At 70.1% G+C, this 26,160-nt stretch carries 25 protein-coding genes; 9 read left to right on the top strand and 16 right to left on the bottom strand.

Annotated elements, in window-relative coordinates; all coding sequences use genetic code 11:
* The first annotated feature begins 222 nt into the window (after positions 1-222).
* Both HOW07_RS09080 and HOW07_RS09085 read left to right on the top strand, forming a co-directional pair.
* Positions 223-975, top strand: a complete 753-nt coding sequence (locus tag HOW07_RS09080; RefSeq protein ID WP_121293071.1) for an SDR family NAD(P)-dependent oxidoreductase — start codon at positions 223-225, stop codon at positions 973-975.
* A 10-nt stretch (positions 976-985) separates the two neighbouring features.
* On the top strand, positions 986-2,917 hold the full coding sequence (locus tag HOW07_RS09085; protein WP_175116716.1) for a hypothetical protein: 1,932 nt from the start codon (positions 986-988) through the stop codon (positions 2,915-2,917).
* 7 nt (positions 2,918-2,924) lie between these two features.
* Here HOW07_RS09085 and HOW07_RS09090 read toward each other — a convergent pair whose 3' ends face one another.
* On the bottom strand, positions 2,925-3,440 hold the full coding sequence (locus HOW07_RS09090) for a GNAT family N-acetyltransferase (RefSeq protein WP_175116717.1): 516 nt from the start codon (positions 3,438-3,440) through the stop codon (positions 2,925-2,927).
* A gap of 241 nt (positions 3,441-3,681) precedes the next feature.
* Here HOW07_RS09090 and HOW07_RS09095 point away from each other — a divergent pair, with 241 nt between their 5' ends.
* The gene (locus HOW07_RS09095) at positions 3,682-3,960 is read left to right on the top strand and encodes a hypothetical protein (protein ID WP_138945899.1); all 279 of its coding nucleotides are present in this window, start codon (positions 3,682-3,684) and stop codon (positions 3,958-3,960) included.
* A gap of 10 nt (positions 3,961-3,970) precedes the next feature.
* On the top strand, positions 3,971-5,299 hold the full coding sequence (locus tag HOW07_RS09100) for an MFS transporter (RefSeq protein ID WP_175116718.1): 1,329 nt from the start codon (positions 3,971-3,973) through the stop codon (positions 5,297-5,299).
* Between the two features lie 11 nt (positions 5,300-5,310).
* Here the strand turns inward: HOW07_RS09100 and HOW07_RS09105 are convergent, their stop codons facing one another.
* A complete protein-coding gene (locus HOW07_RS09105; protein WP_064295398.1) occupies positions 5,311-6,321 on the bottom strand; it encodes a diacylglycerol kinase family protein in 1,011 nt (336 codons plus the stop codon).
* Positions 6,322-6,491: 170 nt separating this feature from the next.
* On the opposite strand from HOW07_RS09105, the gene pdxY reads away from it, so the two are divergent.
* Positions 6,492-7,340 (top strand): pyridoxal kinase PdxY, encoded by an 849-nt coding sequence (pdxY, locus tag HOW07_RS09110; protein ID WP_079000654.1) that lies wholly within the window; start codon positions 6,492-6,494, stop codon positions 7,338-7,340.
* 171 nt (positions 7,341-7,511) lie between these two features.
* On the opposite strand, the gene HOW07_RS09115 is transcribed toward pdxY, so the two are convergent.
* The 7 genes from HOW07_RS09115 to HOW07_RS09145 form a co-directional block, all read right to left on the bottom strand.
* Entirely contained in the window at positions 7,512-9,020 is a 1,509-nt protein-coding gene (locus HOW07_RS09115; RefSeq protein WP_175116719.1) for a CdaR family transcriptional regulator, read from the bottom strand.
* Positions 9,017-10,072: a DUF917 domain-containing protein gene (locus HOW07_RS09120; protein ID WP_175116720.1), complete on the bottom strand. Its 1,056-nt coding sequence runs from the start codon at positions 10,070-10,072 to the stop codon at positions 9,017-9,019. Before HOW07_RS09120 ends, HOW07_RS09115 begins: the two co-directional genes overlap by 4 nt.
* A 9-nt stretch (positions 10,073-10,081) precedes the next feature.
* The gene (locus HOW07_RS09125; protein ID WP_175116721.1) at positions 10,082-11,230 is read right to left on the bottom strand and encodes a DUF917 domain-containing protein; all 1,149 of its coding nucleotides are present in this window, start codon (positions 11,228-11,230) and stop codon (positions 10,082-10,084) included.
* The gene (locus HOW07_RS09130; RefSeq protein WP_175116722.1) at positions 11,227-12,330 is read right to left on the bottom strand and encodes a DUF917 domain-containing protein; all 1,104 of its coding nucleotides are present in this window, start codon (positions 12,328-12,330) and stop codon (positions 11,227-11,229) included. Before HOW07_RS09130 ends, HOW07_RS09125 begins: the two co-directional genes overlap by 4 nt.
* Positions 12,327-13,880, bottom strand: coding sequence for a hydantoinase/oxoprolinase N-terminal domain-containing protein (locus HOW07_RS09135; protein WP_175116723.1), 1,554 nt, complete (start codon positions 13,878-13,880; stop codon positions 12,327-12,329). Before HOW07_RS09135 ends, HOW07_RS09130 begins: the two co-directional genes overlap by 4 nt.
* Before the next feature lie 81 nt (positions 13,881-13,961).
* Entirely contained in the window at positions 13,962-15,314 is a 1,353-nt protein-coding gene (locus tag HOW07_RS09140; RefSeq protein ID WP_079000664.1) for a cytosine permease, read from the bottom strand.
* A gap of 254 nt (positions 15,315-15,568) precedes the next feature.
* Positions 15,569-16,297, bottom strand: a complete 729-nt coding sequence (locus tag HOW07_RS09145; protein WP_175116724.1) for an alpha/beta hydrolase — start codon at positions 16,295-16,297, stop codon at positions 15,569-15,571.
* Between the two features lie 86 nt (positions 16,298-16,383).
* Here HOW07_RS09145 and HOW07_RS09150 point away from each other — a divergent pair, with 86 nt between their 5' ends.
* Positions 16,384-16,941: a GNAT family N-acetyltransferase gene (locus HOW07_RS09150; protein ID WP_079000670.1), complete on the top strand. Its 558-nt coding sequence runs from the start codon at positions 16,384-16,386 to the stop codon at positions 16,939-16,941.
* 169 nt (positions 16,942-17,110) lie between these two features.
* A complete protein-coding gene (locus tag HOW07_RS09155) occupies positions 17,111-17,314 on the top strand; it encodes a hypothetical protein (RefSeq protein ID WP_124768057.1) in 204 nt (67 codons plus the stop codon).
* Between the two features lie 43 nt (positions 17,315-17,357).
* Here HOW07_RS09155 and HOW07_RS09160 read toward each other — a convergent pair whose 3' ends face one another.
* The 7 genes from HOW07_RS09160 to HOW07_RS09190 all read right to left on the bottom strand — a co-directional run bounded on the left by HOW07_RS09160 (position 17,358) and on the right by HOW07_RS09190 (position 24,066).
* Positions 17,358-18,338 (bottom strand): cyclase family protein, encoded by a 981-nt coding sequence (locus HOW07_RS09160; protein WP_175116725.1) that lies wholly within the window; start codon positions 18,336-18,338, stop codon positions 17,358-17,360.
* The gene (locus HOW07_RS09165; protein ID WP_175116726.1) at positions 18,319-19,110 is read right to left on the bottom strand and encodes an IclR family transcriptional regulator; all 792 of its coding nucleotides are present in this window, start codon (positions 19,108-19,110) and stop codon (positions 18,319-18,321) included. The genes HOW07_RS09160 and HOW07_RS09165 overlap by 20 nt, the downstream gene beginning before the upstream one ends.
* Before the next feature lie 65 nt (positions 19,111-19,175).
* Positions 19,176-20,294 carry an extracellular solute-binding protein gene (locus HOW07_RS09170; RefSeq protein WP_083397327.1) on the bottom strand — a complete coding sequence of 373 codons (1,119 nt, stop codon included), beginning with the start codon at positions 20,292-20,294 and terminating at the stop codon, positions 19,176-19,178.
* Between the two features lie 89 nt (positions 20,295-20,383).
* Positions 20,384-21,520 carry an ABC transporter ATP-binding protein gene (locus HOW07_RS19815; protein WP_217485242.1) on the bottom strand — a complete coding sequence of 379 codons (1,137 nt, stop codon included), beginning with the start codon at positions 21,518-21,520 and terminating at the stop codon, positions 20,384-20,386.
* Positions 21,521-21,528: 8 nt separating this feature from the next.
* Positions 21,529-22,419 carry an ABC transporter permease gene (locus HOW07_RS09180; protein ID WP_175116727.1) on the bottom strand — a complete coding sequence of 297 codons (891 nt, stop codon included), beginning with the start codon at positions 22,417-22,419 and terminating at the stop codon, positions 21,529-21,531.
* Positions 22,416-23,294 carry an ABC transporter permease gene (locus tag HOW07_RS09185; protein WP_175116728.1) on the bottom strand — a complete coding sequence of 293 codons (879 nt, stop codon included), beginning with the start codon at positions 23,292-23,294 and terminating at the stop codon, positions 22,416-22,418. Before HOW07_RS09185 ends, HOW07_RS09180 begins: the two co-directional genes overlap by 4 nt.
* A gap of 4 nt (positions 23,295-23,298) precedes the next feature.
* The gene (locus HOW07_RS09190; protein WP_175116729.1) at positions 23,299-24,066 is read right to left on the bottom strand and encodes an IclR family transcriptional regulator; all 768 of its coding nucleotides are present in this window, start codon (positions 24,064-24,066) and stop codon (positions 23,299-23,301) included.
* A 207-nt stretch (positions 24,067-24,273) separates the two neighbouring features.
* On the opposite strand from HOW07_RS09190, the gene HOW07_RS09195 reads away from it, so the two are divergent.
* Both HOW07_RS09195 and HOW07_RS09200 read left to right on the top strand, forming a co-directional pair.
* On the top strand, positions 24,274-25,194 hold the full coding sequence (locus HOW07_RS09195; RefSeq protein ID WP_175116730.1) for a DUF6282 family protein: 921 nt from the start codon (positions 24,274-24,276) through the stop codon (positions 25,192-25,194).
* On the top strand, positions 25,194-26,126 hold the full coding sequence (locus tag HOW07_RS09200) for a 3-keto-5-aminohexanoate cleavage protein (RefSeq protein WP_175116731.1): 933 nt from the start codon (positions 25,194-25,196) through the stop codon (positions 26,124-26,126). Before HOW07_RS09195 ends, HOW07_RS09200 begins: the two co-directional genes overlap by 1 nt.
* Positions 26,127-26,160: the final 34 nt, after the last annotated feature.

Below are 26,160 nucleotides of genomic sequence, written 5' to 3' on the forward strand. Positions count from 1 at the left end.
CCCGCTTCCCCAACTGTTCGCAATTCAGGACGTGCCCGGTGCGTCGGCCCGCTCCCTCCCCCGATCCGGGTCGGCGCGCCGCGGCCGTCCTGAATTGCGAACGTCACATGCGGTCAACCGGTTGTGCCGGATAGGCTGCAGACGACCCGATGTCGCACCCGCGACAGCCATTGCGACACCCGAGACACCACCCCCGCAACACCGCACGAGAGACAGGCGACGATGACTGGACGACTTGCAGGAAAGACCGCGCTCGTGACGGGTGCCGGATCGGGGATCGGACGTTCGGTCGCCGAACGGTTCGCGCGGGAGGACGCCGTCGTCGTCTTCTCCGACCGCGACATCCAGGCCGCCCGCGATGCGGCGGCACCCTTCCCGACCGCCATCGCCGTGCGACTCGACATCGCCGATGAAGCGAGCGTCGAGGCCGCCTTCGCGGTCATGGACGCCGCCGGGAAAACCCCGGACGTCGTCGTCGCGAACGCCGGCGTGCAGCTCTTCGGCCAGGACGCGAAGATCGCCGACCTCGACCTCGAGGTCTGGCAGCGCACGGTCGACATCAACCTCACCGGCACCTTCCTCACGACCAAGCACGCCGTCCGCGCCATGCTCGGCCGCGGCGGCTCGATCATCCTGACCGGGAGCCCGACCGGTCTCAACGGCGAGGGCGCCGACTTCACGGCGTACAGCTCCACGAAGGCCGGGATCCACGGCCTCGGGCGGACCGTCGCCGCGGCCTACGCCGATCAGGGCATCCGCGTGAACACCGTCGTCCCCGGCTACACGGAGACCCCGCTCGTCACCGCGATCTCCGGCGACCCGGAGTCGCGTGCCGCCATCGTCGGGCGCATCCCGCTCGGTCGTCCCGGCCAGGCCTCGGACGTCGAGGGCATCATGGTGTACCTCGCCAGCGACGAGTCGAGCTTCGCCACCGGAGCGACCTTCCGGGTCGACGGCGGCATGACGAGCCTCTGAGCCGACGATCATGACCTCGCGTTCGGGAACCGCCTTCCGCGTCGCATCCGACCTCCTGCTCGACCGCGAGCGCGACGCCCTCGCCGTCGGCCGAGGGCCATGGTCGGCCTCGCTCCGCGGCTCGGAGCTCGACGACATCGCCTTCGACGGCGAGCCCGTGCTGCGCAGCATCCGCTTCGTCGTCCGCGACCAGGACTGGAAGACGCTGCCCGTCATCGTCGACGCGGTCGACCGCACGACGAGCGGCCTGCACCTGCGCGGCCGGGTCGGCGACGATGGCGAGACCGTCGCCTGGTCCCTGTCGGTCGACCTCGGAGCGTCGACACTCCGGGTCGCCGTCCGGGCCGAGGTGACCGCCGCGTTCCGGCGCGCGCGCATCGGTCTCATCGTGCTGCAGTCACCGGCGCTCGCCGGCACCGAGCTCGTCGTCGGCCACCCGGAGGGGTCCACCACGACCGTGCGCCTCCCGGAACGAGTCGCTCCGCATCAGCCGGCGATCCGCATCGGGTCCCTCGCCTGGACCGGCGACCGCGTCGCGACCACGGTCCGCTTCAGCGGTGACGTCTTCGAGATGGAGGACCAGCGCAACTGGACCGACGCCTCGTTCAAGACCTACTCGACCCCGCTGTCGTTGCCGTTCCCCGTCGCCCTGACGGTCGGTGACGTCGTGGAGCAGTCCGTCGAGGTCAGCTGCGCACGGGTCGGCGCTGCCGAGCCAGCCGACGCCCCACTGGCGACGCCGCTCGCCGTGACCGTCGTGCCCGAGACGGAGCTCGCGGGGCAACGAGAGGACCCGGTCCCTGAGCCTGTCGAAGGGCGGATCGGCGCGCCACGCGACAGTGTCGTCCCCACGATCTCGACCTCGGTGTCGAGCGACCCCGATGGCGGACGCGCTGGTGCGGTGGTCCCGGACACGATCGCCGGGATCCTCGTGGAGATCGACCCGACGAACCAGGACTGGCCGGCCATCCTCGATCGCGCCGTGCGCCAGGCCGGCGGCGGGCCCCTCGACCTCCGGCTCGTGCTCGGGACGGGCGAGGAGGCCGAGCCGGTGCTGCGGCGGCTCCGCGACGCGGCCGTGCCGGTCGTGCGCGTCGGGGCGTTCCATCGCCGGACCCACCTCTCGGAGGTCACGCTGTTGACCGCGGTCGGCGAGGTCCTGCGAACCCTGTGGGCCGAGGTCCCGACGCCGCACCCCGAGCTCGTCGGCGGTACGCGCGCGCACTTCACGGAGCTCAACCGCAACCACGCGCGCCTCGAGCGCTGGACGGGCCCCGTGGCGTTCAGCATCACGCCGTTCATGCACGACCGCGGCGGGCACCAGCTCGTCGAGTCGCTCGGGATGCAGGCCGTCGTCGTGGCGGACGCCGTGAGGATCGCCGACGGCCGCTCGCTGCACGTCGGGCCGGTCACGCTCGGCGCCCGCTACAACGCGGTCGCCACCACCCGGGCGAGCGCGGGTGACTCCCGCGACCCGGAACTCCGCGCGGGCTTCGGCGCGGAGCACGTGCCCGGCGCCACGGACGAGCGGCAGTCGGCGGAGGCGCTCGGCGCCTGGGTCGTCGGCGGTATTGCGGCCCTGGCCGTCTCCGGTGTCGAGTCGCTGTCGTACTTCGAGGCGACCGGACCGCGTGGGCTCGTCGCGGCCGACGGCACGCTCACCGCCGCGGGCCGGGCCCTCGGGTGGATCGCCGAGCTCAGCGGCCGACGGCGCGTCGAGGTCGAGGTCGGCGGGGTGTCGCCCGGTGCCGGGTCGCCCGTCTCGCCGGCAGGTGTGACCGCGATCGCCGCCGTCGACGCCGCCGGCGAGACCGTCGTGATCCTCGGCAACCTCGGCGAGACACCGGTCCGGGTCGTCCTGACCGGCGCGTCCGAGCCGCACACCGCGGAACTCGCCGCGGGTGCGGTCGCCCGGGTCGTGATCGCCCGTTCGGGTTCGTAGATCCCGCTCAGGCGAGCGTGCGGCGCAGGATGGCGAGGTCGAGCCAGCGGCCGAACTTCGTCCCGACCTCCGGCAGCAGGCCGACCTGCTCGAACCCGAGCTTCGTGTGCAGGGCGATCGATGCGGTGTTCTCCGCCTCGATGAGGGCGAGCATGACGTGGTGGCCGTCGGCCGTGGCGCGTTCCAGCAACTCGACCATGAGCGCCTTGCCGAGGCCGCGCCCCTGTGCGTCCGGGTGCACGTACACGGAGTTCTCGACGGTGTGGCGGTACCCGTCCTTCGCGGCGTACGGACCGTAACTGCCGTAGGCGAGGACGTCACCCTCGGGGAGGGCGTCGTCGGGGCCGTCGGCGAGGGCGACGAGCGCGACCCGGCCCGGGTCCTGGTGGCGGGCGAGCCATGCCTCGCGCTCGGCGAGGTCGGGTGTGACCTCGGTCCAGATCGCGACACCGTTCGCGACGGCGTCGGTGTGGATGGCGAGGACGCCAGGCAGGTCGGCGGGTTCGGCGAGACGGATGCGCATACATCGATCGTAGAGCGCCCTTCGACAAGCTCAGGGACCGGTGGTGTTGGGCTCAGGGACCGACGGTGTTGGGCTCAGGGACCGGTGGTGTTCGGCGCAGGGACCGACGGTGTTGGGCCCAGGGACCGGTGATGCCGGGTTCAGGGGTCGGCCGTGGGGAGCCGGGGTGCCCTTCGACGAGCTCAGGCACCGGCGGTGTCGGGCTCGGGGGCCTGACGCCCGTGACGGGTAGATTCGAGGCATGTCCTCCTCCACACCGCTCCCGATGGAGCAGCTCACCGCCGTCCTGAACGCCGAAGTCGCCCGCTACGCCGCGCGCGGTTGGACGGTGTCGTCGGTGCAGGGCCAGCAGGCCGTGCTGCAGCGACAGAAGCGCATCGGTTGGTTCTGGAACCTGATCCTGACGCTCATCACCGGCGGGCTCTGGCTCATCGTCGTGATCATCCGCGTCGTGAACCGCAAGGTCGAGTCGCTCATCGTGACGGTCGACGCCTACGGTCGCATCTCCACGCGACGCTGACGGTCGGAGCATGGGCGAGCGCGGTGAGAGCGATTCCCGGGATTCCGACGCCAGAGCTGCCATCGCCGCCGAGCGAGCCCGCGTCCAGCGGCGGACGCTCACGGTCGTCGTCATCAGCCAGGTCCTCGGCGGCGCCGGTCTCGCCGCCGGGGTGACGGTCGGGGCGCTCCTCGTGCAGGACGTCCTCGGCAGCATGAGCCTCGCGGGCGTCGCAGCCGCGCTCCTCACCCTCGGCTCCGCGCTCACCGCCTTCCTCGTCGGGCGCGTCACCCAGCGGCTCGGCCGGCGTATCGGGCTCGGACTCGGATTCGCGGCGGGCGGCGTCGGCGCGATCGGAGTGGTCGTGGCCGCCACCACCGCCCTGGTGCCGCTGCTCTTCCTGTCGCTCTTCGTCTACGGCGCTGGCACGGCCACCAACCTCCAGGCGCGCTACGCCGGCACCGACCTCGCGACCCCGGCCCGACGTGGTTCGGCGATCAGCGTCGCGATGGTGTCGACGACACTCGGCGCCGTCGCCGGGCCCAACCTCGTCGAGCCGTTGGGGGCGTTCGCGACCGGCCTCGGACTGCCGTCGCTCGCCGGGCCGTTCCTGCTCGCCGCGGTCGCCTACCTTGCGGCGGGGACGGCGTTGCTCGTACTGCTCAGACCGGACCCGTTCCTCCTCGCCCGCCGTCTCGATGCCGAGCTCGCGCAGCTGGAGGTGGAGCAGACCGCCGCGGAGCAGGCTGGGTCGAAGCAGGCATCGCCGCCGACCGCCGCACGTCTCCGTCCCGGCGTCGGCGCGTACGTCGGCGCCGCGGTCATGGTGGTCACGCAGATCGCCATGGTGGCGGTGATGACCATGACCCCGGTGCACATGCGGGCCCACCACCACGGCCTCGGCGAGGTCGGGCTCGTGATCGGGATCCACATCGCCGCGATGTACCTCCCCTCGCTCGTGACCGGCGTCCTGGTCGACAGGATCGGCCGCACCCCGATGGCGATCGCCGCCGGCGTGACCCTCCTGCTCGCCGGTGTCACGGGAGCACTCGCGCCGGCGGACTCGCTCGGCCTCCTCATCCTGGCGCTCGCCCTCCTCGGACTCGGTTGGAACTTCGGGCTCATCGCGGGTACCGCGCTCGTCGTCGACCACACGGTGCCCGCCAACCGGGCACGCACCCAGGGCACGCTCGACGTCCTCATCGCGCTCGCCGGTGCCGGAGCCGGCGTCATGTCCGGCGTCGTGATGGCGGGTGTCGGCTACGGCGCGCTGTCGATCGCGGGCGGCGTGCTGGCCCTCCTGCTCATCCCCGTGCTGCTCTGGGCCCGGCGGGTCACCCCACGCACAGCGGTGAGCTGAGGGCGCGCGAGCTACTCCGCCGCGGCCGGAACGCGGACGGTGAGGGCACCCGGCTCGATCCAGGTGTTGATCGCGATGGCCTTGCCGAAGCCGTCGCCGTCGAGTTCGATCTCCTCCGGCTTCGACATCCGGGCGACGAACCGCTTCGCCGTGCCGTACTGGAGGTCGTCGTCGTCCTTCTTCTTGCCGGCCAACGCCCGGCCGGTCTTCGTCCGTCGCAGGACACCGTTCACCCACGCGACCTTCGCCCAGATCCGGATCCAGCCGAGGATCCCGCCGGGGCGCATGAACATGAGGTCGAACAGTCCGTCGTCGACGACCGCGTCCGGCAGCAGCAGGATGTTGGCGGGCAGCGAGCCGCAGTTGCCGATGATGACGGTGTGCACGGTGGCGCGCACCTGCGGCTCGTCGTCGATGCGGAACCGGAGGTGCAGCTCGTCCGGATCGCGCAGCGACTTCACGATCGCGTCGACGTAGGCGGCCCAGCCGGCCTTCGCCTTGAGGTCGTCGTCGGTGTTCTTGATCATCTTCGCGTCGATGCCCATGCCGGCCATGACCACGAACACGTGGCGGTCGCGTGAGTGGTCGGCGCGCTCGATGTCGATGACACCGAGGTCGATCGCCTTGTCCTCGCCGGTGAACGCCGCGATGACGGAGCCGGGCAGGTCGTTGAGGGTGAGGTCGAGGTTGCGCGCGAGCAGGTTGCCGGTGCCGGACGGCAGCAACGCGAGGGGGATGTCGCTCCCGCGCAGGGCCTCCGAGACCGCGCGGACCGTGCCGTCGCCGCCGGCCGCGATGACGAGGTCGACCTTCGCGGCGATCGCCTCGGCGGTGACGCCCTGGCCCACATCCTCCACCGACGTCTCGAACCAGAGCGACTCGCCCCAGCCCGCATCGGCGGCGGACCGTTCGACCGATTCGCGGAGCACGTCGAGGTCGACCTTCACGGGGTTGTAGATGACGGCGGCGATCTTGGTCGCCGTCGTGTCGCTCGGCGCGGTCGTGCTCTCAGGTGTCGTCATCCGATCAGCATAGGAGCGGAGGCGGGCGCGAGGGGGATCCGGTCCGTGGGTTGACGTGGCACGTGGGTTCTGCAGGCGGCGGAAGAGTATCGTTGAGTCCTTGCAGGCACCGTCCATGCCCGCCACGAACGCAGTGTCCGCGGCGGCCTCCCCATCGTGATTGCGACATCGTGAAGATCCTCTCCATCCAGTCAGCCGTGGCCTACGGGCACGTCGGCAACTCCGCGGCCGTGTTCCCCCTCCAGCGCATCGGCGTCGAGGTGATCCCGGTCAACACGGTGAACTTCTCGAACCACACCGGGTACGGCGCGTGGCGCGGGCCGCTCATCTCACCCGAGCAGGTCGGCGAGGTCATCACCGGTGTCGAGGAGCGCGGAGCGTTCCCGCAGATCGACGTCGTGCTCTCGGGCTACCAGGGCGGCGTCGGCATCGGAGACGTCATCGTGGATGCGGTGCAGCGGGTCAAGGCGGCGAACCCCGAGGCGCTCTACGCGTGCGACCCGGTCATGGGCAACGCGAAGTCCGGCTGCTTCGTCGCCCCGGAGATCCCCGACCTGCTGCGCGACCGCGTCGTGCCGAACGCCGACATCATCACGCCGAACCAGTTCGAGCTGGGTTTCCTCACGGGCACCGAGCCCGCTTCGCTCGAGTCCACGTTGGCGTCGGTCGAGTTGGCCCGCGCGATGGGTCCGTCGGTCGTCCTGGTGACGAGCGTCGAGCGTCCCGACCGCGACCCCGAGACGATCGAGATGCTCGTCGTGGACGACGCCGGTCGGTGGATCGTCCAGACGCCGCTGCTGCCGTTCAAGGCGAACGGTTCCGGCGACGTCACGGCGGCGCTGTTCGCCGCGCACTACGGCGAGACCCGCGACGCGAAGCTCGCCCTCGAGCGCACGGCGTCGAGTGTGTTCGACCTGGTCGAGCTCACGTACCGTTCGGGCCAGCGCGAGCTGCAGCTCGTCGAGGCACAGGAGTTCTACGCGAACCCGCGGATGCAGTTCACCGCGACGGCGGTCTGAGCCGCTGAGGTCCCCTTTCGGTCCCTGAGTTCCCGTTTCCGGTCCCTGAGCTTGTCGAAGGGCGGGGTTGTCGTGTGCACTTCGACAGGCTCAGTGACCGGGGTGGCTCAGCGACCAGGGTGGCTACGTGACCAGGGTGGCTACGTGACCAGGGCGACTCGGCGCCCACGCTCACCGCACGGCGCGGCAGGCGAGGTGGAGCGCGAGGCGCACCTCCGGGTCCGCCATGTCGACGCCGAGGAGCTCCTGCGCGCGGGTGATCCGCGTCGCGACGGTGTTGCGGTGCAGCCCGAGCGCGGCCGCCGTCGGCGCGACCGCGGACTCGTGGTCGAGGTAGGCGGACAGCGTCGTCAGCAGCTCGCCGCTGCCGGTCTGCAACGGGGCGAGGAGCGACCGTGCTGCCGGGACGAAGGTGTCGTTGCCGGTCCACGCGAGCAGCAGCTGTTCCAGGCCGAGGCCGTCCACCCGCACGAACCAGCCCGTCGTCGACCGGTTCGCGGCGATGCGCACCGCGTCGGACGCCTCCCCGAGTGACGACGTCAAGCCCGCCGATCCGCTCGCCAGCGACCCGACGGCCGTCGCGACGTTGAACGAGCGCCGCGCCTCAACGTGCAGGTCGCGGAGGGCGGCGATGTACCGCTCGACCTGCGGCGGCTCCGGCGGTTCGGCGAAGGTCAGCCAACCGCTCACCCCGCGCCCGCTCGTCGTCGCGTGGGAGTCCACGGCGATCCGACCGAGCGCGCCGGTGACGAAGCGGAGGAGTTGCAGGGCGTCCACCCGGCTCCGGCCGACGATGCGGAACGCGAGGTGGTAGCCGGTCGTCCGCCAGCCCCGCTCGAGCATGCGGCGTTCGACGTCGGGGTCGGGGCGGCCTCGGAGGTCCACGAAGTCCCGCAGGACGCCGGACGACACGGACGCGTCACTGACCTCGGCCACCTCGTCGATGAGGATCCGCGCCGCGACGGCGGGCATGGCGACCTCGGCGGCGACCGCGAGCGCACTCAGCTGTCGGTCGTCGAGTCCGTCCCCGAAGAACGCGACCCGGAGGCCCTCCCGACTCGGGCTGTCCACCCGGACCGATGCCGCCGCGCTACGCCCGGCCTTCGTCAGGTCGACCCAGGGGCCGAAGTCGATCGCCGCGTGCACCTCGGACGGCAGCCGCCCGCCGGCCTCGAGCAGGACCCCCTCACCGTCGATGAGGGCGATCCCGTGGCCGATACTCGTCGAGAGGTGGCGGAGGAGGTCGGCCAGGCCCTCGGCGTGGTACTCGATGGACTGCGCGACCTTGCGGACGTACCCGAGGGTCAGGGAGTCGCGGGCCTCGACGAGCTGCCAACACGCCTTCGCGAGCAGCATCGGTCGGTCGACGTGCAGGAGCGAGAAGCCGAGTCGGTCGGCGAGCGCGCGCGTCCCCGCGCCGAAGCCGTCGGCCTCCGGGATCGCCAGGGCGAGGAAGCCACGATCCCGGGTGCGACGGACGAGCGCATCCTGCTGCCACGGCCTCGTGGGTGGGACGCCGGTCACCACGGCGAGTCGACCGGCGCCGTCCTCGGGGAGGGCCGCCTCGTTCGTCTCGACCACCACGCCGGCCCAATTGGCGTCGGCCGGGCCGGCGACGAGCCGCACGCCACCATTGTCGGGGTGGGCGAGGAGTGCGCCCAGCTGCAGGCGATCGCTCATGCCGGGACCTCGTCGGTTCGGACCTCGTCGAGCTCGTCCAGGCCGTAGGCGGACGGGAGCACATGGCGGAGTCGCTCCGGGGAGCCGGACCACCAGTCCGGACCGTCGACCCGGATGACGGCGACGTGCCTCGCCATCGAGATCGCCGTGACCTCGAGGATGTCCCGGGAGACCGCGTCGACCACGACGATGAGGTCCGGCGCGGCGGCTTCGAGTCGTCCGTCCGTCATGAACGCGAGCGTCTCGGAGCGGGCGACGAGGCGGTGCAGCGCGCCACTGCTCCCGTCGATCCCGAAGGTGAGGACGTGCGGGTCCCGTGAGTCCGGCTCGATGCTGCTGACCCGACCCTCCGCGAGGAGCCGTCCACTTAGCGACTCGGCCAGGGCGGTCAGCGGGCCGTCGATCCGCGCGAGGAACGCTCCGCCCAGCTCGAGTGCCCGGGCGGCGTTCCCGACGATGGCGTGCGCTCGGAGGTCGCCGACCGTGAAGCCCGCGAACACCATGCCGCCGCTCCCACCGGCCTGCACGATCGCCGCGCGGACGACGCGTTCGATGTCGAGGGCCCGCTCGGTCTCGACGAGGGCGACCCCGCCGGCACCGGTGTCGCAGGTGACGACGATGCCCGGGACCTCGTCCACGAGGATCGACATCTGGTCGAGCGAGGGGACGGCGCGTCCGGTCAGATCAGCGTCGACGATGGTCCGCCCTGCGGCGAACGCGAAGGGGGTGAGCCCGTTGACCCCGCCACCCTCCAACGAACAGATGGCCGGGATGCGGTGTCCGAGCCAGCGTTCCGCAGCTCCGATCAGCCGCCCGAACGGATCCGTGCCGGGGAGGCGCTCGCTGAGCAGCATCGTGGAACCGACGAAGCCGACGGCGAGACACGGGGTCTCCGGGTCGAGGTCGTCGACGCTGTGGAGGTCGAACGGCCAGGCGCGCTCGTCGCGGAGCGCCAGCTCGAGCATCGTCGTCGCGCCGCCACCTCCCGAGCCCAGGATCGCGAACCCCGTCGCCAGGGCGGGGAGGCGATCGCGCTCGAGGAGGGTCGGCATGCCCTCAGCCTAGGCTCGGACCGCCTGACCCGCGGCGAACCCATCCGCGGCTTCCGCAGCCGCCGCCTCGCCCTCGACCGGGGCGAACGGCTCCGTGAGCCCGAACGCGCTCGGCCCGAACGCGCGCAGTGCGTCCGGCGTGCGCATGAGTGCCGGCGTCGAGATCCCGAGGACCCGCACGCGTTGGCCGTAGCGGAGGCCCTCCGTGGTGATCGGCTCGGCGGTCTCGTGGTCGACGATGCAGATGAGGTCCGGCACGATCGCGACGACCTCACCGTTCCATCGGGCGATGAGGTTCTCGTTCTGGAACGAGATCTCGAGACGTTCGGAGCTCGACGGGTCGGCCGACCAGATGACGGCCGTGCCCTTGGCGAAGCCCTCGGTGGTGCGGCGCTCGACGTCGGCCACTTTCCCGACGAACAACTCCCGGACGTGGGAGTAGAGCGTCGTGGACAGGGTGTCGGCGATGGCGGCGAACGGCGAACGGTGCTCCTCGCGGGCGATCCGGATCGCCCGGCCGAGGGCCAGCGCCATCGAGATCGTCCGCGGTACCGCGGTGCGACGCACGTCCGCCCCGCTCATCGCGTACTCGGCGATGTGGGCGACGCCGCCGAGGCGGATCGCGATGCCGCGCGCCAACCACTCCATCTGCCGGTCGTCGTCGCCGGTGTCGATGATCACGCGTTCGCCGCGTTCCCCGGCGATGGCGAGCGGCGAACCGTGCACGCCGTAGACCGCGAAGGTCTCCATGGAGAGCTCCGGGAAGGCCCGGCCCATGCCGTCGGCGTCGACGACCGGCAGCCCGGTCTCGGCGGCCACGATGAGCGGGATCATCGAGTTGATGCCACCGCACTCGATCGGCATGGTCGCGTCGGCGGTGCGCCCGAGGTGCTCCTCGAGCGTCCGTAGGGCGAGGGTCGGTTCGAAGCCGGCCGGGATCTTCTCGACCATGACCGTCGGAGCGCCCATCTGCGCGGTGGGGATGACGAAGAGGTCGTCGGCGAGCTCGTCGGGGTCGAGGATCGTGATGGAGCGGTCGCCGAGCACCTGTTTCACGAGCATCATGCCGATGTACGGGTCGCCGCCGCCGCCGGTCCCGAGGAGGGTGGCGCCTCGGGCGAGGTCGGGCAGGTCGTCCGCGGTCAGCGTCCAGCTCATGCGGCGACCTCCGGCGCGTCAGGCGCAGGCGTCTCGGCTGTGCCGTCGAAGCGGTGCGACGGCACCTCGTACCCGAAGTACCCCGGCCCGACCATCGCGAGCGCCTCGGGGCTGTGCCAGCGGTCGTCACTCGGTGCCGAGATCACGCGGACGCGCTGCCCGTACCGGAGTCCCTCGGTGGTGATGGGCTCGCCGGAATCGTGCTCGAGCACCATGATGAGGTCGGGCGTCGTCACGAGGGTGACGCCGTCGAGTGCCGCCATGAGGTGCTCGTTCTGGAACGACAGTTCCAGGCTCGCGTCGACACCGTCGATGCGGGCTCGACCGCGGGCGAACCCGGTGGTGGTCGCGCGCTCGACGTCGACGACCTTGCCGGAGAACAGCTCGCGACCGCCGAGCAGCCGCACGGTCCGCTCCACGGGGTCGGCCTTCTCGGCGCGGGCCGCTTCGATGCCGTCGCCGATCTCGCGGCACAGCGACAGCGAATCGGCTACGAGCGCCTCGCGCGCTTGCGCACCGGACATCGGGAAGCCGGAGATCATGACCGAGCAGCCCATCTCGACACAGGCGACGCGGGCGATGCGTTCCGTCCAGCTGTTGTCGACGGTCGTGAGGACGCCCGTGTTCCCCTTCTCGTCGCTGAACGCGAGCGGGGAGGCGTCGATCCCGTACAGGGTCGGGAGCACCATCTGCAGCTCGGGGAAGGCCCGCCCCATCCCGTCGGCGTCGATGAGGGGGAGTCCGAGCGCTGCGGACGCGGCGATCGGGATGGTCGAGTTCACGCCGCCGACCTCGGCGCACGCGATGTGCGTGACCGGGCGACCGAGGGACGCGCTGAGGGCGTGGACCGGTGCGACGACCTCGGTGAGGCTCGGCAGCTTCTCGACCATGACGGTCGGGGCGCCCATCATCGCGACGGTGAGGACGAGCGCGTCGTCGGGGACCTCGTCGAGGGTGACGACGGTGACGTCGCCGTGCTCGCGGAGCGCCTGCGCGGCGAGGAGCGCGCCGATGTACGGGTCGCCGCCGCCGCCGGTCCCGAGGACGGCCGCGCCACGGGCGAGGCCGGGGATGAGCTCGGCCGAGATGGTCCAGCTCATCGGAGGCCTCCCATGTCGAGGTCGCCGACGGCCTTCACCCGGATGCGCGTGGCGTTCCCCGGGAGATAGGGGATCGGGACCTCGTCGAAGTCGACGATCGCGACCGACGCGGGGGAGGCGCCGGCCGCGATCGCCTTGTCGATCGCCTCGGCACGGACCTCGGCGATCGCCTCCTCACGCCGACCGGGTTCGATGGCGTAGACCTTGTCGATCTCGCCCCCGACCTGCGCGATGGAAGCACCGATGGCATTCGCCACGGCGTAGTTGTCGGGCCGGTGGACGGCGCCGAAGACGGGGAGTTCGTCGGAGAGCAGGATCGACCCACCGCCGACCGCCACCACGGGGATCGGCTCTGGGGACGTGCGCATGCGGTCGACGGCCTCGGCGATGCGTTCGCCGATCCGCTCGAGCACTCGCTCCACGAAGGCCGGGTCGAGGTGCGCGACCTTCGACGCGTCGCCGATCGACGCGCGACCGGCGGCCACGGCGATGTCCGTCGCCGTGAGGGTGCTGCCGCCGAAGACGAGGGCCTCGGTCATGAGCTTGTACCCGACGGACGCCGGCCCGACCTCGGCGGTCTCCTCGTCGACGATGCTGCCGCCGCCGATCCCGATGGACAGGACGTCGGGCATGCGGAAGTTGGTGCGGATGCCGGCGACCTTGACCTCGTTCGCCGTCTCGCGAGGGAAGCCGTTGATGAGCAGCCCGATGTCCGCCGTGGTGCCGCCGATGTCGACGACCGCGCAGGTCGCGAGTCCGCTCGTCAGTGCCGCCCCGCGCATCGAGTTGGTGGGGCCTGAGGCGAAGGTCGCGACCGGGTAGAGGCGCACGTAGTCCTCGTCCATGAGCGTGCCGTCGTTCTGGCTGAGGAAGATGGGCGCCTCGATGCCCTGCTTCCGGACGGCGGCGGTGAGCCCATCGACGATCTCCGAGGCGAGCTCGCGCAGGGCTGCGTTGATGATCGTCGCGTTCTCGCGTTCCAGGAGACCGATGCGCCCGATCTCGTGCGAGAGCGAGATGGCGACGTCCGGGCCGAGGACCTCGCCGACGATCCGCGCCGCCTCGACCTCGAGGTCGTGGTTGACGGGGCTGAAGACGGAGGAGATCGCGACGGAGCGGATGCCGTTCGCACGCATGTCCTCGGCGTGTGCCCGCAGCTCGTCGGGGTCGATCGGCGAGATGGGGCGTCCGTCGAACTCGTAGCCGCCGTGCGCGAGGTAGCTGCGTGCACTGATCGCCTCGACGAGCTCGGCCGGCCAGTCCACGAGGGGCGGCAACGCGCGGGTGGCCGGGAGCCCGAGCCGCAGGGCCGCGGTGGGTGCGAGCCGCTTGGCCTGCACGAGGGCGTTGATGAAGTGCGTCGTGCCGATCATCACCGCGGTGATCTGATCACCGTCGAAGTGGTGGCCGCTCCGCAGTTCGCCGATCGCCTGGACGATCCCGTCGGTCACGTCCGGGGTGGTCGCGTGCTTGACGGCCGCCAGGGTGGTGGTGCCGTCCATGAGCACGGCGTCGGTGTTGGTGCCGCCGACATCGATACCGATGTGCATATGAGGGGTTCGCTTTCTGTTGGTGCGGTGGAGCGGTGTGCGGTGGAACGGTCTGACGGGGTGGAACGGACGTCCCCCGGGTCAGCTCGAGGCGGTGGCGGGGCTGTCCGTCGTCACATCCGCCTCGATCTGCGAGGTGTGGGCGACGCCGACACCCCGGACCAGGCCGAGCTTGCCGGCGGCGATGTACAGCACCATCGAGAGGATGAGCGACAGGACGGCGGGGATGCCCCAGGTGACGAAGTAGCCGGTGATCGCGGACACGGCCCAGATGATGATGGTCGCCGGGACGATGCGCGGGGCGGTCGTGGGGAGGCGGCCCGAGGCGCGCGTCTCGTCGAGCTCGCCGCGCCAGCGCTTCACGATGAAGTACTCGGCGACCATGATGCCGGCGATGGGCGGGAAGGCGACGCCGAGGATGATGAGGAAGCCGGAGAACTGCCCGAGGATGCCGACCGCCGCGAGGATGGAGCCGACCACACCGAGCACGATGGTGGTGGTCACGCGGTTGAGGTTCTTGCCGAACGCGGTCGAGATGAAGTTGACCAGGCCGAGCGTCGACGAGTACAGGTTCCAGTCGTTGATCTTGAGCGTCCCGGTGATGACGATGATGAGGCCGATGAGGCCGACCGAGGACGTCACGATCGCGACGACGTTGCCGGAGGCGGCGGCGTGGGCGAGAAGGACGCCCGAGAGGCCGATGACGAACTCACCGAGCGAGACGCCGACGACGGTCTGCTTGATGACGTCGGCGCGGGACCGGTTGAAGCGGGTCATGTCGGCGGTGATGATGGCGCCGACGATGAGGCCGCCCGCGACGATGCCGGTGCCGGCCCAGACGCTCATGGTGGGGCCGGGTGCCGGGCCGGTGACGAGTTCCATGAAGTCGTGCTGGGTGAGTTCGCTGATGATCGACCAGCCGACGAGGATGAGGAACAGCGGGACGGTGATGTTCGCGAGCCACTGCATGCCCTTGAACCCGTAGGCGACGATGGCGGTGACGGCGAGGCCGAAGATGAGGCTCCAGGCCCAGACCGGCATGAAGCCGGGCAGGAGGGCGTCGAGCGATTCGGCGGAGATCGCGCTCTGGATGCCGAACCAGCCGATGAGGCTGATGCCGATCGCGAGTCCGACGAGGGAGGCGCCGACCTCTCCGAAGCCGGTCCAGCGGGCGAGGAGGGCGGTGTTGAGGCCCTCCTTCTGGCCGATGATGCCGACGATGCACATGATCACCTCGAGGATGATCGAGCCGAGGAGCAGGGCGAGGAACGCCTCACCGAAGGTCATGCTGTAGCCGAGGGTGGCGCCGAGGAGGAACTGGGACAGGGCCGACACCTGTCCGAAGCGCTGGACGGCGATGCCGAACCAGGGCTTCTGTGCGTCGGGACGGACGCGGGACAGGGCGAAGTCGTCTGCGTGTGCCATGCGAGCCATGCTGGTCTCCAGAAGTGGGGGAGGGAGCGGTGCGGGTGGCGGCAACGTTACTGACGGCCCGTCCGCAGCAGAATGTGCATGATGCAGGAATGTGTGCGAGATATCAGCACTCTGCACAGGAGCCCCGTCTGAACGGGTCGCTGAGTGACTCACCTGGTCCCTGAGCCTGTCGAAGGGCGGGGTCCACCGTGTGCACTTCGACAGGCTCAGTGACCGAGACGGCTGGCTGGGTCGGTTTCGGTCTCTGAGCCGGCTCAGAGCGAGGCCTGGATCACCTCGAAGGTCCGTGCCCCGTCGAGCGCCGCCATGTCGTGGCGGATCCCCGGGAACCGCGTGACGGTCCAGCCCAGCTGTTCGTAGCGAGGGACGTGGCTGCTCGGAAGGACGAGCTTCGCGTCGTCCGACAGCACCAGCGTCGAGGGGACGGTCGGCGCCGCCGGGGTCGCCGGATTCGCTGCGACGTCCTGCAGCACCTCCGCGACCATCGAGCGGTCCCACGCGGCATGGGCGGCCTCGGCGAGCGCGACGTTCGCGGGACCCGTCGCGGGATCCGTGCGGTCGTACAGCCAGGCCAAGAGCCGCGGCAGCCCGGGGATGCTCCAGAACAGTCGTGCGCCGAGGCCTCGGCCCGGCAGTTTCAGGCCGAACCCGGGATCGAGGTAGATCGCGTGCGCCGGGCGGAGGGGGCCGACGATGTCGATGAGGAGCCGCCCGCCGAGGGAATGGCCGACGATCGCGTCGAGGCCGGTCGGCAACGTCTCGACGAGGTCGGCCGCGAGCGAGGCGATGTCGTACCGCTCACCCCGGGTGCGATCGGCACGTGGGCTGGAGCCGTGACCGCGCAGGTCGACGAGTAGGAACGTGTACCGCTCCGGGTCGGACGCTGCGACGACGTCGGTCCAGGCGGCCCCGTCGGCCAGGAACCCGTGGATGAGGGCGATCCGGACCGGTCCGTGCCCGCGTTCCTCGACGTGCAGTCGCATGGCCCTCCTCCGTCGGCGCTGGGGACGACTCTACGCGGCGACGCCGCGCTGCGAAGCGTGTCGCTCCAGAGAGCAGAATGGAAGGCATGACCGACGCGACGCCGCCGACCCTGACGGAACGACTGACGCTCGCCCGCCCCACCGAGCGCGACCTGCCGGAGCTCCACGAGCTCCATGCCGACCCCGCGGTCTGGACGCACCTGCCGTCCGCCCGACACACGGCGCTCGCCGAGACCCGCGACCTGATCGAGCGGTACCAGGCCGGCTGGGAGGCGAACGGTCTCGACGTGTGGGTCGCGCGCGACACCACGACGGGTGCCCTGGTCGGCATCGGTGGCCCGAGCCTGCGGGGAGGGCTCGCCTGGAACCTCTACTACCGTCTGGCGCCCGCGGCCTGGGGGCGCGGATACGCACAGGAGCTCATCGCGGCCGCGCGAGCCGCGGCATCGGCGTCGGCACCGGATCTGCCCGTGGTGGCGTTCCTCCTGGAGCACAACGAGGGATCACGACGGGCTGCTGAACGCGCGGGGTTGGAGGTCGTCTGGCGTGGCCCCGACGCGGGCAACCCGGATCCCGATGCCGTGCGCCTCGTGTTCGCCGACCGGGCGCTCAGCGACGAGGCGCTCCGCGTGTTCGTGGGCTGACCGATCGTTGCGCTCGCTCTCCGAGCATCTCGAAGGACGCCGCTTCCGGGCGCGACCGGGTATTTTCGGGCAAGTGGCCGTGAAACGCAAGGAGCGTGCGCAGTCTGTTCACCGACTGCATTCCTCGATACGGTTGGAAGATATGTCAGCCACCGTCGAGATGGAACACATGAGTCAGGTAGAACGCGAACGCCCGCTCCTGCGCAAGGGGAGTGAGGCGAGTTTCGTCCGGTGGGCCTTCGACGGTCGCTCCTGGTGCGCCGACCTCGTGAGCGGACAGTACCGAGGCGCGACGAAGACCGGTTGGCTCTTGCAGACCGAGAACGAGCAGCGGGAACTCTCCAACCAGGAGTGGGCTCCCTGCATGGCGTGAGGGCCCGCGCCTGAGTGCTTGTGCACGGGCGTCACGCGTCCGTTCACTTCATCGCGATCGCGTTCGGCGGTGAACCCACCCCGCCCGGGATGTAGAGCGGCTTACAGGTGACGAAGCACTCGTAGACGCCGTCGGCCGCGCAGTCGGCCGCGAGTTCGTCCAGCCGCCAGAGCTCGCCGAGCGCCATGCCCAGCAGGGCGATGAGTGGTCGGTGGAGCATGCCGCTGTGGTCGACTCCGCGCTCGGGCGGCAGATCGTCCGGCGACCGGAAGTCGCTCTCCACGACCGGATCCGCCTCGACGGCGAGGTTGTCCGCGGCCACCAGGGCGATCTCGTGATCCCACAGCCAGCGCAGCACGGATGTCCGCTGCGCCAGCCCCGGCGACCGTCGCCACGGGGTGGCAAGGCGCTCCACCGGCGTCTTCGCGAGGTACTGCTCGGCCCACGCGGTCCGGAGGAGGAGCAGCTCCCCGCCGCGCCAGACCACGCCCTGATGCTCGGCGATGGCATCGAGGAGCGGCGCGTCGATCGCGATCGTCGACGACGGGTCGTAGGCCCGGCCGGTGGCCTCGAAGTATCGCGGGATGTCCAGCAGCACCCCGCGACCGGCGATGCCGGCGTCGGCCCAGTTGTGCACGCCGAGACGGGTCGACGTCGCATCGTTCGCCTCCGGACTCAGGCCGTTGTAGAAGCCGTGCTGCGGGTGGCCGATGTGCCGGAGTGCGTCGATCTGCGACGACGACTGGAGGTAGAAGGAGTCCAGGTAGTCGTCTCGGTGCCACTCGTTGTTCGAGAACACGTGGTGCTCGAGCGGGCGTCGGGTACCCGTCGGGTAGGGCTCGAACGCGGTGACCGGATGGTCGAGCCCGAACCGTCGACCGGTCCGGACGAGGCCGGCGGCCGCCGCGACGCGTTCCGGCGTCAGGAAGTTGACGGTTCCCAGCTCGTCGTCCGGTCCGAAGACGGACCAGCTGGATCCGGGCGGGGTCGCTCTGGTGAGCTCGTCATAGTTCGGAGTTGTCATCGGTGGATCCGTCCGGTCTGCCGCGGAGGTCGTCGCTCAACGCGGTCGTCGTGCGCAGGAGCGCGGTGATGATGGGGGAGCCGGCACTGAGGTCGGCGTCGGGGTCGGCACCGAGCAGTCCGACGGTCGCGGCGATGCCGTAGTCGTCGAACACCGGTGCTGCGGCGGTGAAGACGCCGCCGGACTGGGAGGCGATGCAGTAGCCGGAGCGACGCGCGGTGTAGACCGCCGCCTCCAGCTCGGCTCGCTGCGCCGAGGTCGACCCCTCGGTCATCCAGCCGAACGCGCGCTCGTCCGTCAGGTGCGCCAGGAACACCCTGGTCTGGGCGGCGGTCGCATCGAGCAGGGTGCCCGCCCGGACCGTCACGACGGCGGAGCGGGTGCGGTCCTCCTCGACGAGTGTGACGACCGGCCCGCGTGCTCCCCAGAGGCTGAGCACCGCCGTCATCCGGACGGCGGCACTCAGCTCGGCGAGGTGTGGTGGTGCGACCTCGGTGACCCGGCGGCGGCTCAGGGCGTGGATACCGAGCTGGAGCATGAGCCCGCCGAGGACGAAGGTGCTGCGCCGCGGGCCGCGGTCGAGGATTCCGGCGGACACCATCGATGCGCAGTAGCGGTACGCGGTGGTGCGGTTGAGTCCCAACCGCTCGGCCACCTCCGCCGCCGTCAGCTCGGTGGTGTGAGGGCCGAACAGGGAGCAGATCTGTCCGACCCGGTCCACCGCCTGGATGTCCGATCCGGATGCCTCGCCCGTTCCCTCGATGTTCGCCATGACTGAATCGTAGTTCAGCTGGAGAACATCCCCGGGTGGGCGGAGCCTCGGCGCGGGTCACGGGATCACCCCGCGAGCCAGGTGGTCAGCTTCGTCGTCGTGTCGTTGAAGTTGTCCGTGTACCAGTCGATGTCCTGGAGCACGGTCTCGCCGGTGTTGGTCGGACCGTACACCTCGACCTGCTCGGTGAACTCGTCCAGCTTCGGCTTCGCTGCCGTGTTGACGGGGGCGACCCCGAGCAGCTCCGAGATCTTCGCGACCTGCTCGGGCTCGACGACGCTCGAGATGAAGTCGACGGCGGCCTGCTTGTTCGGCGCACCCTTCGGGATGGCGAAGGCGTTCAGCGAGGCGACGGTCACGTCCCACACGATCGTCATGTCGAACCCGCTTTGGAGCAGCGGGACGAGCCTCGAGTCGGGCAGGAGGAACATGTCCACCTGGTTCGCCTCGACCGCCTGCTGCAGGGCACCCACGTTCGGCGCGAAGGTGGTGACGTCACGGATCTCGTCGAGCTTGTCGAGGGCGCGGTCCACGTCGAGCGGGTAGAGGTCGTCGGGCTTCACCCCGTCGGCGAGGAGCGGGTACTCGAGGATGCCGTTCTGCAGGTTCGTGACGATGCCCCGCTGGCCGGGGAACTGCTCGGCGTCGAAGAAGTCCGCGACCGTCTTCGGGCCCTTGCCCTTGGGGAAGGCGTCGGTGCGGTAGGCGATCGGGGTGGCGTTGATCCAGTTGCCGAGGTAGCACTCGCCGACGGTGCCTTCGACGAGGTCGGTCTGATCGACATCGCTGAGATCGAGCTTCTCGAAGAGCGTGCCGCAGTTCTGCTGGGCCGCGTAGGGTGCCGTCGCCATGACGTCCCACTGGACGGAGCCGCTCTCGACCTGCGCCTTCACCTGGGCGACGTCGGGCGGGGAGGTGTTGACGAAGGTGACGTTCGGGTGCGCCTTCGTGTACGGCTCCTGCCAGGCCTCGATCTGCGCGTCCTGTCCGCCGCCGCCGTAACCGACGAAGGTGATCGTGGCGGCCGCGTCGTCGCCCGCTGACGATGAGCCGCTCGGGGCGGCGTCGCCGCCGCTCGCGCAGCCCGACAGCAGTGCGGTGATCGCGACGGCGCTCACGCCGATGACGAAGCGGGTGCGGGGCTTGGTGTTCCTGGTGGATCTGGAGGTGGAGCTGGGCGCCATTGTCGTCTCCTCTTGATGGGCGCTCCGACGGAAGTCGGGCGCAGGGTGGGTGTTCGGGTGTGCAGCTGGTGTGGGGCGTGGGTTGCGGCTCAGGCGGCGACGATGCGCTGCCGCTCCGGCTTCCACCAGGCGGTGACGGTGTCGCCGATCGCGTGGGCGGAGTCGAGCGCATCGATCCGGGCGCGGCCGAGCTGACCTGATCGTCCGAGATCGAGCATCGCCGTACGGTAGGAACCCATGTACTCGAGGTCACGGACGACCGCTTGCACGGTGTTGCTCCCCACGGGGACGGCGGCTGCGTCCTGGGTGATGCGCACGTCCTCCGGCCTCACGACGACCGCGCCGTGGACGCCGACGCCGGGGTGGTCGGCGACCGTCGTCGGATCGATGGACCAGGTGTTGCCCTCCCAGCCCGCCTGTGGGCCGAACGCCGATCCGCCGAGGTCGAAGACGTTCGAGTCGCCCAGGAAGGTCGCGGTGAAGAGGGTGTCCGGCTCACGGTAGAGCTGCTCCGGAGAGCCGACCTGCTCGATTCGACCGCTGTTGAACAGGGCGATGCGGTCGGAGAGGTTCATCGCCTCCTCCTGGTCGTGCGTGACGAAGACGAAGGTGGAACCCACCTCGCGGTGGATGCGCCGGATCTCCATCTGCAGCGCGCCCCGGAGGTTGCGGTCGAGGGCGCCGAGGGGTTCGTCGAGCAGGAGCGCCGCCGGGTTGAAGACGATCGCTCGCGCGAGGGCGACACGTTGCTGCTGTCCGCCGGAGAGCTGGGACGGGTAGTTGCCGTCCCGCCCTGGGAGCTGGACGAGTTCGAGCACCTCGGCGACACGGCGGGTGATCTCCGCCTTCGGCAGCTTGCGCTCGCGCAGCGGGTAGCCGACGTTCTGGGCGACCGTCATGTGCGGGAAGAGCGCGTAGTTCTGGAAGAGCATGCCGAGGTTGCGCTTGTGCGGCGGCAGGGAGCCGACGTCGGTCCCGTCCAGGTCGATGGTCCCGGCGGTCAGCGTCTCGAACCCCGCGATGAGGTTGAGCGTCGTGGTCTTCCCCGATCCGCTCGGGCCGAGCAGGGTCATGAACTCACCCGGCTGGATCGTGAGCGAGATGTCGTCCACCGCCGGGATGGCGAGACCGTAGTCCTTGGTGACGCCCGAGAGGCGGATCTGGGTGCCCTGCCGGGAGGCGGTCTCCTGGGCGGGCGCGGTGGTGTCTGATCGCGAGATGGTCACGACGGCTCCTAACGGTTCTTGGTGCGGCTGCCGATGAGCATGGGCACCAGGAAGATGACGGTGACCGCGACGACGACGAGGCTCGACGACGCGGAGATGGTGGGGTCCAGCTCGAAGGTGACGCTGTTGTACATCTGCACAGGCAGCGTTTGGAAGGTGGGTGAGCGGAGGAACAGCGCGATGACGACCTCGTCGAAGGAGGTGACGAAGGCGAAGATCGCCCCGGTGAGGACGCCGCGGCTGATGAGCGGCATCGTCACGGTGGTGAACGAACGTAGGGGTGAGGCGCCGAGTGATGCGGAGGCCCGGAGCAACTTCGGGTCGAACCCGCCGAGCGCCGTGGTGACGGAGACGAGGACGAACGGCACGCCGAGCGCCGCGTGGGCCAGGACGTAGCCGAGCAGGCTGCCCGTCAGGTGCCATTGGAGGAACGACACGTACACCGCGACGGCCACGACGATGGCGGGCGTGACCATCGAGATCATCAGCAGCGTGCGGAGGAAGCCGGCGAGCCGACCGGTCAGTCGGTTCAGGCCGACCGCCGCGGCCGTGCCGACGAGCGTCGCGATGGCGGCCGCCAGGATCGCCACGAGGAGGGAGTTGCCGAGCGAGGAGAGCCATTTCGGGTCGGTGAAGAAGTTCTCGTACCAGCGGAGGGAGAACTCCGTGGGCGGGAACTGGAACGCCGACGCGGCACTGAAGCTCAACGGGATCACGATGAGCGTCGGCAGGATGAAGTACAACGCCACGAGGGTCCCGATGACGATGAGCCACCACGGCACCGGGTCGATGCCACGGTCCTTGCGCCGTGCCCGGCGTGCTTCCGATGAAGCGGACGGTCCGCGTGCGGTGAGGACGCTGCGGGTGTCGAGGTCGTCGACGTCGCTCAGCGCGGTCATGACTGCTCCTTGCTTCGGGCGGTACTGGTGACGCCGATGGCCGAGATGGTCCCGCCGAAGCGGTTGGCCCAGGCGACGAGGGTCAGGGTGACGACGAGGACGAGGACGCCGAGCGCCCCGGCGCCGGCGAAATCGAGCAACTGCGTGGTCCGCTGGGCGAGCAACTGGGCGATGAGCGACTGCTGTGGGGAGCCGAGCAAGGCCGGCGTGACGTAGAAGCCGAGGCTCAAGGTGAAGACGAGGATGAGGCCGGACACGACGCCGCCGCGCGAGAGCGGCCAGTAGATCTTCCAGAACGCGACGAGCGGCGAGGATCCGAGGCCTCGGGCCGCGAGGAGCAGCTTGCGGTCGATGCCGCCGAGTGAGCTGTACAGCGGGAGGACCATGAACGGGAGGAGCACCTGGCTCATCGCGATCGTGACGCCGACGACGCTGCCCTGGAAGGTGACGTCCCCCAGGCCGAAGAACTCGAAGGCGCTCTGCACCGGCCCACCACGCTGCAGCAGCACGATCCAGGCGTAGTTGCGCGCCATGACCGAGGTCCAGAACGGGATGAGCACGATCACGAGCAGGATCCCGCGCAGCCGCGGACCGACCCGCGTCATCAAGTACGCGTAGGGGTAGCCGAGCAGGAACGCGACGACGGTGACGATGACCGCGGTCGACGCGGTCCGGCCGAGAACCGTGAGCGTCACCCCGTCGGTGAAGAGGGAGGCGTAGTGGTCGAGGGTGAGGTCGGGGGCGCCCAGACTGCGCACGAGGCTCTGCCCGAGCGGCACCAGTAGCACCGCAGCGAGCAGGCCGAGCGCGGGCACCAGCATGAGCCAGGCCGGGCGCGGGAGTCGCCTGGTGGAGGGAGGGGAGGTGGTCGTCATGTGGTCATCCGTTCAGCATGGCGCTCAGCTGCTCGGCAGCCTCGCGGAGCATGGTCACGCGCTCCTCGGATTCTGTGGAGGACGGGAGCATGGTCGTGGTGCCCAGGACGGCCATGGCCGCCTGGACGTCGTCGGCGCCGAACACGGGCGCGGCCACCGAGGCCAGCCCGACCCGGCCGAGGTCCGCCCAGGCGATGCGATCGCGTCGCGCGAGGGCGAGCTCGGCGTGCTCGCGCTGTGCTTCCGCCGGCGGCAGACCGGCGTGCAGGCGGGACACGACCGCAGGGTCGGACTGGAAGGCGAGGAGCACGCGCGACTGCGCGGCTTTGATCTCGAGCACCGTCCCGACCCGCACGGTCAGCACGATGGTGCCCTCGTTCGCCTCCTCGACGTGGCCGACGACGGCGCCGGAGCGGCCGAGGAAGCTCACGACCGCGGTGAGGCCCGTCCGATCGGAGAGCTGGCGGAGGAGCGAGGGGGCGAGGGTCATGATCTGCTGGCGCGTCGAGACGAGTCCGGAGAGTTGGTCGATGAGCGGGCCCGGGCCGTAGGAGGCGTTGAGGAACCCCGACGCCTGCATGGAGAGCAGGTATCGGTGCGCCGTCGTGCGGTTCAAGCCGAGTCGCTCGGAGACGAGCGTGGGCGAGAGGGTGCGAGTGTGCTGGTCGAACAGCGCGAGGACCATCGCCGCACGTTCGATCGACTGGATGGACCCGCGGTCGGCGTCGGGCAATGGGACCGGCTGGGTGATCCCCGCGATCGCGTCACTCATGTCACTCACCTCCTCGTCGAGGGTCGAAGCTGCTGGTGTCGATCAGTACAGCAGGTGTCTGTTCATAATGCAATCATCATTTTCGCATCATGAACAGTGCGTGTCGCTCGATCACCCTCTGTTTCCGCAACTTTCACTAGACACCGCGATTGCAGTGTGCGTAATCTGAACTGAAAGTACGCAATCCGAACACAAGGAGGTTCTCGGATGCTCGCCACCGAAGACGCACCGATCCCGTCGCCCGCCCTGTTGAAGGTCCTGGACGGAGCCGTCGATCTGCACGTGCACTCCGGCCCCAGCCCGTTCCCTCGTCGGCTCAACCATGTGGAGGCGTCCTACGACGCGGCCCGCATCAACCTGCGGGCGATCCTCATCAAGTCGCACCACCACAACACCGTCATGGACCTGCTCGCCATGCAGGACCTCTTGAAGGACGCACCCACGCCGGCCTACGGCGGTGTCGCCCTGAACTCGGAGGTCGGCGGGGTCAACCCCTCCGCCGTCGCCGTCGCGATCCAGATGGGCGGTCGCGCCGTGTGGGGGCCGACGGTCTCCGCCGGCCAGCACATCCGAGCGCACAGTCACGACGACGGCTTCCCCACCGCGGGCTCGAACCTCGAGGAGCGGGAGGAGTCGATCTGGGCTGCGGACGGCAACGTCTCGGCCGAGACGGTCCGCGTCACCCAGCTCGTCGGCGAGGCCGGCATCATGCTCTCCGGCGGCCACCTCGACGCCGAGTCGATGAAGGCGCTGTTCGCGACGGCGAAGGACAACGGCGTCACTCGGCTCCTCCTGCACCACCCGGACTTCATCGTGAACGCCTCCGACACTGACGTGGAGGAGATGCTGGGCTACGGCGCCTTCGTCGAGCACGAGATGTCGATGTACCACCCGGACGTCCCCGCGCCCGGTTTCCCGATCAGCCGGCTGGTCGATTGGATCGAGAAGGTCGGTCCAGAGCGGACGGTGATCGACTCCGATCTCGGGCAGCTCACGAACCCTCTTCCGGTGGACGGGTACATCTACGTCATCCAGCAGTTGCTCGACCACGGGGTCGCCGAGCGCGACATCCGCCAGATGATCTGCCGGAACACGGCCTTCCTGCTGGGGCTCGAGGAGAGCAACTGATGCGCGCCGCCGAGCAGGTCATCATCAGTACAGCGGTCACAGGATCGGTCAACGTCCCCTCGCAGAGCGACCACCTGCCGCTCAGCGCCGACCAGGTCGTCGCGTCGGCACTCGAGGCGGTGGCGGCCGGCTCGGCGATCATCCACCTGCACGCCCGTCACCCCGACGGCCGCCCCGCGTGGGAGGCCGAGATCTACGAGGAGATCGTCCCACGCATCCTCGACGAGACCGACGTCGTCATCAACATCACGACCGGTGGTTCGTCGGCCATGACCATGGAACAGCGACTGGCCGGGGCGATGCGGTTCGCCCCGGAACTCGCCTCGCTCAACATGGGGTCGATGAACTTCGTCTACTCGGGGATCGCCGACAAGGTCACCGATTGGAAGCACGACTGGGAGCGCGAGTACGTGCTGAACACCTACTCGCAGCCCTTCATCAACTCCTTCGACCGCATCGAGCACACCCTGCGGGAGTTGGGCGACGGTCTCGGCACCCGCTTCGAATACGAGTGCTACGACATCGGTCACCTGTACTCACTCGCCCACTTCGTTGATCGGGGGCTCGCGAAGGCGCCCTTCCTCATCCAGGGCGTCTTCGGCATCCTCGGCGGGATCGGGGCCGACCACGAGAACCTCACGCACATGGTCGCAATCGCGGACAAGCTCTTCGGAGCCGACTACTCCTTCTCCGCCTTCGCGGCCGGGCGGGGGCAGATGCAGTTCGGAACGCACAGCGCGTGGCTCGGCGGACACGTCCGTGTCGGTCTCGAGGACAGCCTCTGGATCGGCAAGGGCGAGCTCGCGACGAGCAACGCCCAACAGGTGCGGAAGATCCGCGCCGTCGTCGAAGACCTGGGCAAGACGATCGCGACGCCCGCCGACGCCCGCCGCATGCTCCACCTCAAAGGGCTCGACCGCGTCACCCGCTGACCCGGTCCTCACACTCACGACGTCCTCCCTCTCA

The sequence above is a fragment of the Plantibacter sp. MCCC 1A11337 genome (assembly GCF_013349365.1).
GTDB classification, from domain to species: Bacteria; Actinomycetota; Actinomycetes; order Actinomycetales; family Microbacteriaceae; genus Plantibacter; species Plantibacter flavus_A.

Bases quoted from the DNA above. Each gene is read 5' to 3' on its own strand.
- HOW07_RS09080 (WP_121293071.1), top strand. From the start codon at position 223: ATGACTGGACGACTTGCAGGAAAGACCGCGCTCGTGACGGGTGCCGGA.
- HOW07_RS09085 (WP_175116716.1), top strand. From the start codon at position 986: ATGACCTCGCGTTCGGGAACCGCCTTCCGCGTCGCATCCGACCTCCTG.
- HOW07_RS09090 (WP_175116717.1), bottom strand. From the start codon at position 3,440: ATGCGCATCCGTCTCGCCGAACCCGCCGACCTGCCTGGCGTCCTCGCC.
- HOW07_RS09095 (WP_138945899.1), top strand. From the start codon at position 3,682: ATGTCCTCCTCCACACCGCTCCCGATGGAGCAGCTCACCGCCGTCCTG.
- HOW07_RS09100 (WP_175116718.1), top strand. From the start codon at position 3,971: ATGGGCGAGCGCGGTGAGAGCGATTCCCGGGATTCCGACGCCAGAGCT.
- HOW07_RS09105 (WP_064295398.1), bottom strand. From the start codon at position 6,321: ATGACGACACCTGAGAGCACGACCGCGCCGAGCGACACGACGGCGACC.
- HOW07_RS09115 (WP_175116719.1), bottom strand. From the start codon at position 9,020: ATGAGCGATCGCCTGCAGCTGGGCGCACTCCTCGCCCACCCCGACAAT.
- HOW07_RS09120 (WP_175116720.1), bottom strand. From the start codon at position 10,072: ATGCCGACCCTCCTCGAGCGCGATCGCCTCCCCGCCCTGGCGACGGGG.
- HOW07_RS09125 (WP_175116721.1), bottom strand. From the start codon at position 11,230: ATGAGCTGGACGCTGACCGCGGACGACCTGCCCGACCTCGCCCGAGGC.
- HOW07_RS09130 (WP_175116722.1), bottom strand. From the start codon at position 12,330: ATGAGCTGGACCATCTCGGCCGAGCTCATCCCCGGCCTCGCCCGTGGC.
- HOW07_RS09135 (WP_175116723.1), bottom strand. From the start codon at position 13,880: ATGCACATCGGTATCGATGTCGGCGGCACCAACACCGACGCCGTGCTC.
- HOW07_RS09140 (WP_079000664.1), bottom strand. From the start codon at position 15,314: ATGGCTCGCATGGCACACGCAGACGACTTCGCCCTGTCCCGCGTCCGT.
- HOW07_RS09145 (WP_175116724.1), bottom strand. From the start codon at position 16,297: ATGCGACTGCACGTCGAGGAACGCGGGCACGGACCGGTCCGGATCGCC.
- HOW07_RS09150 (WP_079000670.1), top strand. From the start codon at position 16,384: ATGACCGACGCGACGCCGCCGACCCTGACGGAACGACTGACGCTCGCC.
- HOW07_RS09155 (WP_124768057.1), top strand. From the start codon at position 17,111: ATGAGTCAGGTAGAACGCGAACGCCCGCTCCTGCGCAAGGGGAGTGAG.
- HOW07_RS09160 (WP_175116725.1), bottom strand. From the start codon at position 18,338: ATGACAACTCCGAACTATGACGAGCTCACCAGAGCGACCCCGCCCGGA.
- HOW07_RS09165 (WP_175116726.1), bottom strand. From the start codon at position 19,110: ATGGCGAACATCGAGGGAACGGGCGAGGCATCCGGATCGGACATCCAG.
- HOW07_RS09170 (WP_083397327.1), bottom strand. From the start codon at position 20,294: ATGGCGCCCAGCTCCACCTCCAGATCCACCAGGAACACCAAGCCCCGC.
- HOW07_RS09180 (WP_175116727.1), bottom strand. From the start codon at position 22,419: ATGACCGCGCTGAGCGACGTCGACGACCTCGACACCCGCAGCGTCCTC.
- HOW07_RS09185 (WP_175116728.1), bottom strand. From the start codon at position 23,294: ATGACGACCACCTCCCCTCCCTCCACCAGGCGACTCCCGCGCCCGGCC.
- HOW07_RS09190 (WP_175116729.1), bottom strand. From the start codon at position 24,066: ATGAGTGACGCGATCGCGGGGATCACCCAGCCGGTCCCATTGCCCGAC.
- HOW07_RS09195 (WP_175116730.1), top strand. From the start codon at position 24,274: ATGCTCGCCACCGAAGACGCACCGATCCCGTCGCCCGCCCTGTTGAAG.
- HOW07_RS09200 (WP_175116731.1), top strand. From the start codon at position 25,194: ATGCGCGCCGCCGAGCAGGTCATCATCAGTACAGCGGTCACAGGATCG.